This is a genomic window from Pseudomonas cichorii (assembly GCF_018343775.1).
Classification (GTDB): domain Bacteria; phylum Pseudomonadota; class Gammaproteobacteria; order Pseudomonadales; family Pseudomonadaceae; genus Aquipseudomonas; species Aquipseudomonas cichorii.
This window is the reverse complement of record NZ_CP074349.1, coordinates 2,813,485-2,827,295: the sequence shown is the minus strand read 5'-3', so window position 1 is coordinate 2,827,295 and position 13,811 is coordinate 2,813,485. Positions and strand designations below refer to the sequence as shown.

General features: G+C 57.9%; 8 protein-coding genes and 1 pseudogene. 4 read left to right on the top strand and 5 right to left on the bottom strand.

The annotated features are described in order from the left end of the window. Positions 1-36: 36 nt before the first annotated feature. Genes glgB through KGD89_RS12410 form a run of 3 tightly spaced genes read right to left on the bottom strand, consistent with a single transcriptional unit; the run spans position 37 to position 7,642 of the window. Complete coding sequence (gene glgB / locus KGD89_RS12420; protein WP_025260102.1) at positions 37-2,268, bottom strand: 1,4-alpha-glucan branching protein GlgB; 2,232 nt, start codon at positions 2,266-2,268, stop codon at positions 37-39. Continuing rightward, on the bottom strand, positions 2,265-5,594 hold the full coding sequence (gene treS, locus KGD89_RS12415; RefSeq protein ID WP_025260101.1) for a maltose alpha-D-glucosyltransferase: 3,330 nt from the start codon (positions 5,592-5,594) through the stop codon (positions 2,265-2,267). The genes glgB and treS overlap by 4 nt, the downstream gene beginning before the upstream one ends. A 17-nt stretch (positions 5,595-5,611) precedes the next feature. Continuing rightward, a complete protein-coding gene (locus KGD89_RS12410) occupies positions 5,612-7,642 on the bottom strand; it encodes an alpha-1,4-glucan--maltose-1-phosphate maltosyltransferase (protein WP_025260100.1) in 2,031 nt (676 codons plus the stop codon). Between the two features lie 646 nt (positions 7,643-8,288). Here KGD89_RS12410 and KGD89_RS12405 point away from each other — a divergent pair. The 4 genes from KGD89_RS12405 to mapR all read left to right on the top strand — a co-directional run bounded on the left by KGD89_RS12405 (position 8,289) and on the right by mapR (position 10,666). Continuing rightward, positions 8,289-8,483: a hypothetical protein gene (locus KGD89_RS12405; RefSeq protein WP_143008728.1), complete on the top strand. Its 195-nt coding sequence runs from the start codon at positions 8,289-8,291 to the stop codon at positions 8,481-8,483. 65 nt (positions 8,484-8,548) lie between these two features. Next, complete coding sequence (locus KGD89_RS12400) at positions 8,549-8,725, top strand: hypothetical protein (protein ID WP_167333078.1); 177 nt, start codon at positions 8,549-8,551, stop codon at positions 8,723-8,725. A gap of 113 nt (positions 8,726-8,838) precedes the next feature. Continuing rightward, entirely contained in the window at positions 8,839-9,060 is a 222-nt protein-coding gene (locus KGD89_RS12395; RefSeq protein WP_025260099.1) for a DUF3203 family protein, read from the top strand. A gap of 178 nt (positions 9,061-9,238) precedes the next feature. Further along, entirely contained in the window at positions 9,239-10,666 is a 1,428-nt protein-coding gene (mapR, locus tag KGD89_RS12390) for a GntR family transcriptional regulator MpaR (RefSeq protein WP_025260098.1), read from the top strand. A 3-nt stretch (positions 10,667-10,669) separates the two neighbouring features. On the opposite strand, the gene KGD89_RS12385 is transcribed toward mapR, so the two are convergent. Both KGD89_RS12385 and KGD89_RS12380 read right to left on the bottom strand, forming a co-directional pair. After that, positions 10,670-11,416, bottom strand: a complete 747-nt coding sequence (locus KGD89_RS12385; protein ID WP_025260097.1) for an SDR family oxidoreductase — start codon at positions 11,414-11,416, stop codon at positions 10,670-10,672. A 172-nt stretch (positions 11,417-11,588) separates the two neighbouring features. Beyond that, positions 11,589-13,652, bottom strand: a pseudogene (locus tag KGD89_RS12380) (putative bifunctional diguanylate cyclase/phosphodiesterase); the annotation flags it as partial. Positions 13,653-13,811: the final 159 nt, after the last annotated feature.

Here is a 13,811-nt window from a genome sequence, read left to right as displayed (position 1 = left end):
AACGGATCGCCGCCCGATTGCTCCTACGCAGACGCGCTATTCCTCGACCTTGGGCTTGAGGATCAACACCGCCAGCGGCGGCAGGCTCAATGAAACGGAAGCTGGCATGCCATGGCTCGGACTGTCTTCGCTATGAACGCCACCACCATTGCCCAGATTCGACCCGGCATAAGTTTCAGCATCACTGTTGAGCAACTCGACCCAGGTTCCGGCAAAAGGCACGCCCACGCAGTAACTCTCACGAGGCACCGGGGTCATGTTGGCGACCACCAGCAGCGGCTCGCCCTCCTTGCTCCAGCGCAGCCACGCAAACACGCTGTTGGCCGCATCGTCACCGATCAGCCACTGGAAGCCCATCGGCTCGGCATCACGCTCGTGCAGGGCCTTTTCCTGGCGATACAAACGATTGAGGTCCGATACCAGCTTTTTCACGCCGATATGCTCGGCATATTGCAGCAGGTACCAGTCCAGTTGCTCGTCGTGGTTCCACTCGCGCCACTGGCCGAACTCACAGCCCATGAACAGTAGCTTCTTGCCCGGATGCGTCCACATGAAGGTCAGGTAGGCACGCAGGTTGGCGAATTTCTGCCAGCGATCACCCGGCATCTTGTCGATCAGCGAGTGCTTGCCGTGTACCACTTCATCATGGGAAATCGGCAGGATGAAACGCTCCGACCAGGCGTACACCAGGCCAAAGCTCAGCTCGTTATGGTGGTGGGCGCGGTGAATCGGGTCTTGCTGCATGTAATGCAGCGAATCATGCATCCAGCCCATGTTCCATTTATAGGAGAACCCCAGCCCGCCCTGCTGGGTGTTCTGGGTGACGCCCGGCCAGGCCGTGGACTCCTCGGCAATCACCATGGTGCCCGGCGCTTCAATCGCGACCACATCGTTGAGGTGACGCAGAAAGTCGATGGCTTCGAGGTTTTCACGCCCGCCAAAACGGTTCGGCACCCATTCGCCAGCCTTGCGCGAATAATCCCGATACAGCATCGACGCCACAGCATCCACCCGCAGGCCGTCGATATGGAAGTGCTTGAGCCAGTGCAACGCCGAGGCCAGCATGAAACCATGCACTTCGGTGCGACCGAGGTTGTAGATCAGGGTGTCCCAATCCTGGTGGAAGCCTTCCTGAGGGTTGCCGTATTCATACAGCGCCGTGCCGTCGAACTGGGCCAGGCCATGGGTATCGGTGGGGAAATGCGCAGGCACCCAGTCCAGGATCACGCCGATTTCGGCCTGATGGCAGGCGTTGACGAAGAATGCAAAATCCTCGGGCGAACCATAACGCGCCGTAGGAGCGAACTGCGCCAGCAATTGATAACCCCAGGAGCCACCGAAAGGGTGCTCCATGATCGGCATCAGCTCGATGTGGGTGAAACCCAGTTCCTTGACGTAAGGGATCAGTCTGTCAGCCAGTTCACGCCAGTTGTATTGCCGCCATTGTGTGCCATCTTCGTTCTGCTCCATCTGCCAGGACCCGGCATGCAGCTCGTAGATCGACAATGGCGCCGCCTGGGTGTGGCGGTCGCCACGAGAATGCAGCCAGTCATGGTCCTGCCAGTCGAATTGCAGGGGGTTGGCGACCTTTGATGCGGTATCGGGCGGCAAGGTGGTTGCCAGAGCCACCGGGTCGCACTTCAAGGGCAGAATGCCCTGGCTGCCCAGAATCTCGTATTTGTAGACCTCGCCTGCCTGCAAGCGAGGCACGAACACTTCCCAGACACCGGAGGGATGACGCAGGCGCATCGGATGGCGACGTCCGTCCCAGTTATTGAAGTTGCCTACCACCGAAACCCGGCGGGCATTGGGTGCCCAGACCGCAAAGCGCACGCCATCGATGCCCGCAACGTTGGTGATCTGTGCGCCCAGGCAACTGCTCAGGTCGCGGTGATTGCCTTCGGCAAACAGGTAGAGGTCCATTTCACCCAACAACGGACCAAAGCTGTAGGGATCTTCAGTGACCTGTTCACCGCCTGCCCAGTTGATCTTCAACAGGTATGGCTGTGCATGCTCGAAATGCCCGACGAAAAAACCCGGCACTTCGCTCATCTGCAGTTCACCAAGATCCCGCCCGTCATTCTGGGCAAGCACCCGGACACTCAAGGCACCCGGCAGATACGCGCGGATGAACTGCCCGTGAGCGCCATCGTCATGCGGCCCGAGAATGGAAAAGGGATCTCTGTGCTCCGCACGGATCAACGCATCCATATCGACGGCTGCGGGCATTGGTTGGCGGCCCGTGCCGATTTTGTCAGGCAAATTCATTTGGTTTCTCCATCGGATAATTCCAGCAACCCACGCAAACCTTGCAAAGGCACGGCCAACCAACTCGGACGATTCTCGGCTTCGTAGATCACTTCATAAGCAGCTTTTTCCAGGGTGAACAATTCCAGCGCTGCGCTCTCCCCTGTCTTGTCTTTCCATTCATGGGCCAGACCGGCGGTTGCCTTGCGATATCCGCCCAGAAAAGACTCGCGGGCCTGAGACAGATAGGTATCTGCCACAGACTGCCGGGCCACGCCAGCCTCTTGGGAAGTATCCACGCTCTGTGCGCTGCGCACGGCCATGGCGGCAGCGTAGTCGAAAGAGCGCAAAACGCCGCTGACGTCCTTGAACGGGCTGTGTTTGGCGCGCCGCTCGGGCAGGCTGCGGGCAGGTTCGCCCTCGAAGTCGATCAGGTAGGCATCGCCCTTGACCACCAATACCTGGCCCAGGTGCAGGTCGCCGTGGACACGCATGCGCAAACCGCCCACCGAGCGTTTGGCCAGATCCTGCACATGATTCTGGATGGACTTGCGCCGGGCGATGAGGTCGCTGACCAGTTGCTGATCATCGGCACCCAGCGAATCCTTGCGCTGATCGAGCAACTGCAGGGCACGATCAAGCTGTTCGCCGACGCTTTTCGCCGACGCCTGGCTGTCCTTGGCGCTGGTAACTTGCACCGCGAAGTCCGGGTTGTCGGTAGGTGTTGCCAGAACCTGGTGCATTTCTCCCAGCCGCTGCCCCAGATAACCGGAGAAATCCGCCAGTTCCAGCAATGCGTTGTAATGCTGCTCCTGCTCGGACACACCATGCGCCAGTGCATCGCGCACCGCCCGCTCCAGGTTGTTCTGGGTCCACTCCCAGGCATCGCCCTGATTGCTCAGGTAGCCCTGGGCAATCATCAACAGGTGCGGTTGTCCGTCATTGCCGACTCGGGTCACGGCACCCAGCAAAGGCGAAATGTTCCGATAACCGGCATTGGTCAGGTAAGCGCCCATTTCCAGCTCCGGGTGAATACCAGCACTGACCTTGCGGATCAGCTTGAGCACCAGACTGCTGCCCACCACCACCGAGCTGTTGGACTGCTCGGCGGACAGGTAACGCACCTCCGACTCATCGCTCAAGCCCAGCGGAGCCAGCTCCGAGGTGTTTTCAAAACGCAATTCGCCTTCGCTGCTGGTCAGTACGGTCTGATCCTGCATGCCCTGAATCACTGCGCGGATAAAGGTTTCCAAGGTGAAGGCATCGGTAATCAGACCTACTTGTCGACCACGTCGTACACGGGCCAGCGCCAGTTGCTGAGGCAAGGCACTGCTGATGTCGTCTTCGGCCAGCAGCCCGAAAGGCAGTTGATAGCGCTCAGGCTGGCCACCGGCCGTGACCTCGATTTCACTGAGCAGGACCGGATGCGACGGGTCGCCGAAGCGAACGGCATAGGTGATATTGACCTGCTCGATAGCCTTGTCCTTGCCCGCAAACCAGCGGCGCTTGGGCAGGTAGACCGCCAGGGAGGTGCTTTCCATCGTGCTGCGCAACGGCTCGTCGAGCAACTCCTCAAGACGCTTCTTGAGTACCAGCGTGGGAAAGTCCGGCATGCTTTGCGCAGGTTCCACGTGCCAACTGGGCATTTGATTCTCCGGGGCGAGAAGAAACCAGTAAAAACCATAAGGTGGCAGCGTCAGCAGATAACTCAGTTGCCCGATCGGCGGGAAAGCACTGCCGCCGAGCATTTCCACCGGAACAGTGCCCGCATGGGCCGACAGCTCAAGCTCGGCGGCCTGGGCGGCACTGGACACGTTGGCTACGCACAAAATGATCTCGTTATGTCCATCCGACCCCGTGTATTCGCGAATGTAGGCCAGGATGCGACGATTGGACGGCGACAGCATTTTCAGGGTGCCGCGCCCGAAGGCCTTCTGCTGTTTGCGTACGGCCAGCATGCGGCGATTCCAGTTCAGCAAGGAGTGCGGGTCTTTCTCCTGGCTTTCGACGTTGACCGACTGATAGCCGTACAGCGGGTCCATCAGCGGCGGCAATACCAGACTGGCCGGATCGGCCCGGGAGAAACCGCCATTGCGGTCGATGGACCACTGCATCGGCGTGCGAACCCCGTCGCGATCGCCCAGGTAGATGTTGTCACCCATGCCGATTTCATCGCCGTAATACAGCGTCGGCGTACCCGGCATGGACAACAGCATGCTGTTGAGCAGTTCGACGCGACGCCGGTCACGCTCCACCAGCGGAGCCAGACGTCGACGAATGCCCAGGTTGATACGTGCACGCTTGTCGGCCGCGTAGTAATTCCACAGATAGTCCCGCTCACGATCGGTGACCATTTCCAGGGTCAGCTCATCGTGGTTGCGCAGAAAAATCGCCCACTGGCAGTTGGCCGGAATTTCCGGTGTCTGGCGCAGAATGTCAGTGATCGGAAAACGGTCTTCCTGGGCCAGCGCCATGTACATGCGCGGCATCAAAGGGAAGTGAAACGCCATGTGGCATTCATCGCCATTGGGTCCATGGGTATCACCGAAATACAGCTGCGTGTCCTCCGGCCATTGATTGGCTTCGGCCAGCAGCATGCGATCCGGATAATGGGCATCGATCTCGGCGCGGATACGCTTGAGGACCTGATGAGTCTCGGGCAGGTTCTCGTTGTTGGTGCCATCCCGTTCGATCAGATAAGGAATGGCATCCAGACGCAGGCCATCGATTCCCAGGTCCAGCCAGAAGCGCATGACGTCCAGCACGGCATCCATCACCTGGGGGTTGTCGAAGTTCAGGTCCGGCTGGTGGGAGTAGAAACGGTGCCAGAAGTACTGACCGGCCACCGGGTCCCAGGTCCAGTTGGACTTTTCCGTGTCCAGAAAGATGATCCGCGTGCCTTCGTACTTCTGGTCGGTATCGGACCACACATAAAAGTCGCGAGCCTTGGAGCCGGGCTTGGAGTGCCGCGCCTTCTGGAACCACGGATGCTGGTCCGAGGTGTGATTGATGACCAGCTCGCTGATGACCCGCAAGCCACGCTTGTGAGCCTGAGCGATAAATTTCCTGGCATCAGCCATGGTCCCGTAATCGCTGTGCACATCGCGATATTCGGAAATGTCGTAGCCATCGTCACGTCGTGGCGAGGGATAGAACGGCAACAGCCAGATGGTGTTGACGCCCAGTTCGGCAATGTAATCGAGCTTGTCGATCAGGCCGGCAAAGTCACCGATACCGTCGTTGTTGGAGTCGAAGAACGACTTGACGTGAACTTGATAGATCACCGCGTCCTTGTACCACAGCGGGTCGTTGATGAATGTGGCGTTAGTAGCTTTCTTCTTCGCCATTACGGGCTCCTGCCTCTTCAATTCGCGGCCTGGATCCGCCAGATGCCAAATGGCTGATACGAAGGGTCGATCCGCATCCACTGAATCTTGCCGTACCAGGTCCAGCGATGCCCGGTCATCAGGTCTTCGCCCGACGTAGCAGCATCGTCAGGCAAACCCATATCCCAAAGCGGCAACTCGAAGTGCGCCTCCTGGGCATTGAACGGATCGAGGCTGACCGCAACCAGAATGAAGTTGCTGCCATCATCCGAGCGCTTGCCGAAATACAGAATATTGTCGTTCCAGGCCGCATACAGCTTCAGGCCCAGATGGGTCTGCAGCGCCGGGTTCTGCCTGCGGATGCGATTGAGCTGGGCGATCTCGGCAATGATATTGCCTGGCGCCGTGAAGTCCCTGACGCGGATCTCATACTTCTCGGAATCCAGATATTCCTCCTTGCCGGGAATCGGGGCCGACTCGCACAACTCGAAGCCCGAATACATACCCCAAAGGCCCGAGCCCATGGTGGCCAGCGCAGCACGGATCAGAAAACCTGCCCGCCCCGACTGGTGCAGAAAGTACGGGTTGATGTCCGGCGTATTGACAAAGAAGTTGGGACGATAGCAATCGCGCAATGGCGGCTGATTGAGCTGGGTCAGGTACTCGGACAGCTCGGCCTTGGTGTTGCGCCAGGTGAAATAGGTATAGCTCTGTGAATAGCCGACCTTGCCCAGCCGCGCCATCATCGCGGGTTTGGTAAAGGCTTCGGCCAGGAACATCACATCAGGATGCTGGCTGCGAATGTCACCGATCATCCACTGCCAGAACGGCAGCGGCTTGGTGTGCGGGTTGTCGACCCGAAAGATCTTCACGCCCTCCTCGACCCAGCCCAGCACGATGTCCCGCAACTCCAGCCACAGGCCGGGAATCGCATCGGCGGCATAGAAGTCGACGTTGACGATGTCCTGATATTTCTTCGGCGGGTTTTCCGCATAACGGATGGTGCCGTCCGGGCGCCAGGAGAACCAGCCCGGATGCTGCTTGAGCCAGGGATGATCCTGAGAACACTGAATAGCGAAATCCAGAGCGATTTCCAGACCATGTTCTGCGGCGGCCGCTACCAGATTACGGAAATCCTCAAGGGTACCCAGTTGCGGGTGAATGGCCTCATGACCGCCATCTTCACTGCCAATGGCATACGGGCTGCCGGGATCGTCCGGGCCTGCAGTCAACGAGTTATTGGGGCCTTTGCGGTGAGCGCGTCCGATGGGATGTATCGGCGGGAAATACAGCACATCGAAGCCCATGTCCCGAATCATCGGCAGGCGCGAGTGCACATCATTGAAGGTGCCGTGCCGTGCCGGATCATCGGTAATCGAGCGTGGAAACAACTCATACCAACTGGCGAACTGCGCCAGCTGGCGCTCCACATCCAACGGGAACTCGATGCTACGGCTCAGAAACGCACGGTTGTCTGCCTGAACCATCAAGGCCGAGGTTTCACTGTGCAAGAGCAATGCGACACGGCCATCGGCGTCTATCTGGCCGAGACGTTCGAGAACACTTTCGATCTGCTGGCGCAAGGCTCCCTGAGTGCGTTCGGCCGCATGCAGCAGATGCAGGCGCCCTTCTTCAAGCTCCAGCTCGATTGACACACCGGCTGCGAACTTTTTCTCCAGTTCGTAGCGATAGCTGGCGTACTGATCGATCCAGGCTTCCAGGCGAAACACATAACGGTCAACCGATGTCGGGGTGAACTCACCGATCCAGCTGTCATTGCCCAGGTCACGCAACAAAGCGTCCTGCCAGTTCTCTTCACCATCAGCCCGCCAACAGACACGCACCGCCAGCTTGTCATGCCCGTCGGCAAACACCTTGCTGGTCACCGTGACCTTCTGCCCGACGATGCCCTTCACGGCAAACAACCCGCCATCGATCACCGGCATGGTGTCTTCGATCACGATACGCGGCAATTGCAGGGCATGGGTCAGGGTCAAGGGACGGGTTGGGTGTGGAACATCAGAGGCCAGGGAATCCGGGCCGTATGGCTGATCAGCAGTCACATTCATCGAGCATCACTCCTCACGCCCCTGGGACGCTCCTGTGCAATCCATGCAGAAAAAAGGTTTTGTATCGATGCGGTGCGCACAGGAAAAGACGGTCCTGATTCGCCTGAATCTGTCGCATGGTTTTCCGAGCCGCCGGTACAGGCAAAGTTCAAAAAGTTTGAGAACGAGCCTCAGCGTAGACGAATCTGTTCGCTCAGGGCCGGGCCATTCCACAGCGCATAACGCCTGAGCGGCTAGGGAAAGCAAAACCTGGACGACCGTTTGTCGGCTTTTTTTGGGAGGTATGTCAAGTGTGCAGAGTTGAAGCGGTGGGAGACGGCTTGGAGATAAATGTGCGTAGTTTCTCAAATCAGATATTTATTGAGTGTGACCCTGCCTGTTGATTGGGTTTACGGAAACATCTTACAACCATCAAGGAGTCCGAATAAAATTCAGCAACAACTTAGAAACCTCCTAAATACACGTGAGACGTTTCCACAAAAGAAAACTTATAAATTCTGGCACGCGCAATCATGTTGACCTGAAGGCATGAAACAAATAAAAAACGCCGTACATCCAGACTAATCCTGTGCACTCCAGCCAAAGCCGGCAGCACGCATGCCGCCAAGGCAAGCCGCATTTTACAAGCCCGCAAAGAAGGCAAGCCATGCCAATTAAAATCTTTGATTACGAACTTTTGTTTTTTGACATTCAACACCCAGGCGCCATTAAAGACAGTACATCAGAGACACAATGGCGCGTATTAAGAGAACTGAGAGAAGCACAAGCAGCCTCATATACAACAGAGGACGAAACAACCACTCAGCGCACACTCTTGTCGCCCCAGAACAAAACAGTCTGAATTCCCGACCGCCCCCGACGGTCAAACATCACGAACGCCACTTATCTGGTATCGAGGTGAACACCATGAATATCCCCATTCCTGCCGAAACACCGGACCCGAATATCGATAACCCCGCCCTGCCCGTGCCGCCCCCCGCCGAAGAGCCGCCACCGACCAGGCCGCCGGTGATTCAGCCACCGGCGGGCGATCCACCGCCGCAGGAGCCACCTGTCATTGTGATGGACGACTTGCCGCAATGATCGGGAGCAGGAGGTTGCGCCTCTGCACACCTCCTGCGTCGAACCCTGACCCCAATCAATGTGCAGGGCATGAATGTCTGAGAGTTTTGACGCACACCTCAAGGAGCTGTGCCATGACACTGGAATTCGATAGCGCTCACCAATCCTGCTCCGTGACATTTCACGATAGGATTTTGCGCAGCCTCGTGGCTGATGTGATCATCACGACCAACGATGCGACCCATATGTCCGAGGCGCTGATAGATGGACAGCACGTACCGATAACCGAGGCGGATGCCGATGCGTTGACGGTGCAAGGTGCGCAGGACAAGCGACATCACACCGTCAGAGAGTAGGCGCGAATTCATTCGCAAGACGGTATTTCAAATGACATGACTCTTCGGGTGTACGGGTTCTTCGCGAATGAATTCGCTTGTACGGCGTTTATCTGATCTGCTTTTTAATCACAAACCTGCATCTGTTCTGCAAACAGCCTCGCCTTTATAGTCCGGCTACCTCATTAGCGGTGATGCCATGAAGCGTTACGAGAAGTATGCCGACGATGTAGCCGAGTTGATTCGCAGTGGCGTGTTAGGGCCGGACCAGCGGGTGCCTTCGGTGCGTTATGCGAGCCAGACCCATGGCATCAGCCCTTCCACCGTGTTCCAGGCCTATTACCTGCTGGAACGTCGCGGGTTGATTCGGGCACGGGCTCGCTCCGGGTATTTCGTCAACAGCATTGTCGGCAATACTCCCAAACCGTTCAGCGAGCCCCAGGTCAGCACCCAGGTCAATGAATCCACCGAGGTGGATGTCAGTGAGCTGGTGTTTTCAGTGCTGGACTCCATCAAGGACCCCAATACCGTGCCCTTTGGCTCGGCCTTCCCCAGTCCGATGCTGTTTCCGTTGCCGCGCCTTTCCCGTTCGCTGGCCAGCGCCAGCCGTGACATGGACCCGCGCATGGTGGTCACCGACATGTCGCCGGGCAATCCGCAACTGCGCCGCCAGATCGCCTTGCGCTACATGGTCAATGGCCTGGTGTTGCCCATGGAGGAATTGCTGATTACCAATGGCGCACTGGAAGCCCTGAATTTGTGCCTGCAAGCCGTCACCGAGCCGGGTGATCTGGTGGCCATCGAAGCGCCGACGTTTTACGCCTGCCTGCAAGTGCTGGAGCGCCTGAAACTCAAGGCTGTGGAGATTCCGACTCATCCCCGTGACGGTATCGATCTGGGCGTTTTGAAACAGGCTCTGGAACGCCATCCGATCAAAGTCTGCTGGTGCATGACCACTTTCCAGAACCCGACCGGCGCTCTGGTCCCTGAAGCGCGCAAACGTGAATTGGTGGAATTGTTGCGCGAGCATCAGGTGCCGTTGATCGAGGATGATGCCTACGCCGAGCTGTACTACGGTCCTCAGGCCCCGAAACCGGCCAAAGCCTTCGATACCGATGGGCTGGTCATGCATTGCGGCTCGTTTTCCAAAAGCCTGGCGCCAGGCTATCGGATCGGCTGGGTGGCGGCTGGCCGCTACGCGCAGAAAATCGAACGCCTGAAACTGATGACATCACTGTGCGCTTCGATGCCCGCTCAGGCCGCCATTGCGGACTATCTGCAACACGGTGGTTACGACCGGCATCTGCGCAAATTGCGCTATGCACTGGAAGATCAACAGCGAGCCATGCTGGGTGCCATCGGTCGATACTTCCCGGCACAGACCAGGGTCAGTCAGCCGGTGGGCGGTTATTTTCTGTGGGTTGAACTGCCGGAGCCGCTCGACTCGCTGAAAGTCTTCCAGGTGGCGTTGGCACAGGGGATCAGTATTGCGCCAGGGCCAATCTTTTCGCCAACCCGACGCTTTGGCAACTGCATTCGCCTGAACTACGGCAGCCCCTGGACCACGGCCTCCGAAAAGGCCATGGAAACCCTGGGGCGGATCATTCGTTCGTTGCTGGACAATTGAGCCTCAGCGCCCGCCCGCCGCGTCAATAAAAGTGCCGGTCACGTATGAAGCATGGTCCGACAGCAGCCAGACGATGGTTTCGGCCACCTCTTCGGCTTTTCCGCCCCGACACATGGGGATGTCCCCTTCGAGCTTGCTGACCCGAAACGGATCGCCACTCAGGGCATGAAAGTCGGTGAAGATAAAGCCCGGTCTTACCGCATTGACCCGAATCCCCTCGCCTGCGACCTCCTTGGACAAACCGATGGTGAACGTATCCAGCGCCCCCTTGGAAGCGGCGTAATCGATATATTCACCCGGCGCACCCAGTCGGGCAGCAGCCGAGGTCACGTTGACGATGCTGCCGCCGTTGCCGCCATGGCGCGGCGACATGCGCAACAAGGCGTGTTTACTGCACAGCATCGGGCCGACCACGTTGGTCATCATGATCTTGAGCATGCGGAACTCGGACATGTCGTCCAGCCGCGAGGTATGGGCAATGGTCCCGGCGTTGTTGACCAGATGAGTAACAGGTCCCAACTCTGAATCGATACGCGCATAGAGGCGGATGATTTCGTCCTCGTTACTGACATCGGCCTGTACCGCAATGGCCTGCGCCCCCAATTCCCGGACTCGGGTGCATATTTTCTCGGCAGAAGCATGGTCGGACAGGTAATTGATGCAGATTCGATAACCGTGTGAAGCCGCCAGAAGCGCCGTGGCAGCACCGATCCCGCGGGAGCCGCCGGTAATGAGGAGGACTTTATCCATGAATGTCTCTCGTGGGTTTTTCAGGGGCCAGGGATCGCCAGGGATCCGTTGCTCACACAGAGCCTAGCGGACCCACGGCGCTCGCATGCAGAATCGATCCTGCCAGCGTTTTGATATGAACGCCATCCTGTATTTCAGCCATCGCTCCATTCAGCCTCGTCGATGAGTCCTCCTCGATCGACTGGATATGACTCATGAATTGTTGCGCAGGTAATGGAATCCCCAGCAGATAGCCCTGCAAGGCATTGCAACCCAGGTTGGTAAGAAAGCTCTGCTGAACACTGTTTTCAACGCCTTCGGCAACAATGCGCAAGTCCAGAGCCCGGCCTACGGCGACGATGGCCGAAACGATGGCGGCATCATCAAGGTCATGATCCAGGTCACGGACGAAACCACGGTCGATCTTGATTTCATTGGCTGGCAGATGCTTGAGGTACATCAGGCTGGAGTAACCGGTGCCGAAATCGTCAATGGAAATATCGACGCCCATGGCCGAGAGCTTCTGCAAGACGTGCATGGTGACCTCGGCATTGCTCATGGCCGTGGTTTCGGTAATTTCCAGGGTCAGGCAGTTGGGCGCGAGCCGGTGCCTGGACAAGGTATTGGCGACCGTCGTGACCAGTCCGGCATGACAGAACTGCAAGGCCGACAGGTTTACCGCAATACGCCAATGGGTGTAGCCCTGGGCATACCATTCGCTCATCTGGCGACAGGCTTCATCCAGCACCCATTCGCCAATCGGGATAATCAGGCCGGTCTTTTCCGCCAGCTCGATGAACGTGTCCGGCCCGAGCATGCCCTGCTCCGGGTGATTCCAGCGCAGCAAGGCTTCAGCCCCGACAGGCGTATTGGTGACCGCATCGAACTTGGGCTGGTAGTGCAGGCAGAAATGCTTGTGCCGGATGGCTGTGCGCAAGTCTTGCAGGACTTGCATCTGGTTGCGGGCATTGGCGTTCATCGACGACTCGAAGAAGCTGTAACCGTTCTTGCCGGCCGCCTTGGCGTGATACATCGCTGCGTCGGCGTTCATCAGCAGTTCATGCAGGGTCTGGCCATTGCCCGGGTATATGCAGATCCCGATGCTGACCGAAACCTGCAAAGTGTGTCCGGCAATATCGAACGGTTGGGCAATCACATTCACCTGGCGGGAAGCCACGGCCAATGCATCTTCGACATCCTGCAACTCCATCAGCAACACGAACTCATCGCCACCGATACGCGCCAGGGTGTCATGGCGGTGCAGGTTTTCACGCAGGCGCAACGCGACCTGACGCAACAGCTGATCGCCGACATGATGACCAAACGCATCGTTTACCGGCTTGAAGCCATCCAGATCCATGAACATCAACGCAAAACAGCCGCCACTGTCGTTCGCCTTCTTCATGGCCTGCTCGATACGATCCGCCAGCAGTACACGGTTCGGCAGGCTGGTCAGGCTGTCATGCAGGGCCAGGTGAGTCAGTTCACGGTTGGCTTCGAGCAGCGAATTGGCCAGCACAGCGGTGCGGGCTTCCAGACGGGCGTCGAGGATCGAGGTCAGGAGCACAATAGTCAGTACCGCCAGGCTGGTGACCAGCACCAGCTTGTCCAGGCCGTCGGTTTTGAGCCCGTTACCCAGCGCGCCACAGAAGCTGCCCTCGGGAAAGCTGGCCGCCGCCATGCCGGTGTAGTGCATGCCCACGATGGCCACGCCCATGACCACAGCAGCCCCGGCACGGACCAGAAACACATTGGAAGTCCGGTTGCGCAAACGGAAGGCAATCCAGATGGCAGCCGCCGAAGCCAGCACGGCAATCAACAAGGACAAGATGAACAGAAAGGGGTCGTATTCGATGCCGGGCTGCATACTCATCGCAGCCATGCCGGTGTAATGCATGGCACTGATGCCGCCCCCCATGAACAAGGCACCGAGCGCAAGGTGCGACAAGGGTAATTGCGGCTGATTGACCAGCCACAAGGCAATCCCCGAAGACACCATTGCAATCAGCAGTGACCACAGGGTCAGAGAGATGTCGAAACCCACCTCGATGGGCAACTGGAAAGCCAGCATCCCGATAAAGTGCATGGAGCAGATGCCGATGCCCATGGCAAAAGCTCCGCCGCCCATCCATATGTAAACGGCACGGCCTTTGGCCGAAGCAATGCGGCCAGCCAGATCGAGAGCGGTATACGAAGCAAGGATCGCAACGAATATGGAGATGAAGACCAGTGAGGGCGTGTAGTGACCAGTCAACATGAGCGCTCCTGTGACATGGATCCGGTTAACGCATCCATGCCAGACAGTGCGGGCAATTCTACGCAAAAGCAGGAAAATGTCGCGTCAGGCGCTCACAAATATGGCTATTAGCCACATACAAAATAACTATTTCAGACAGATAGCACATTGATGTCATCC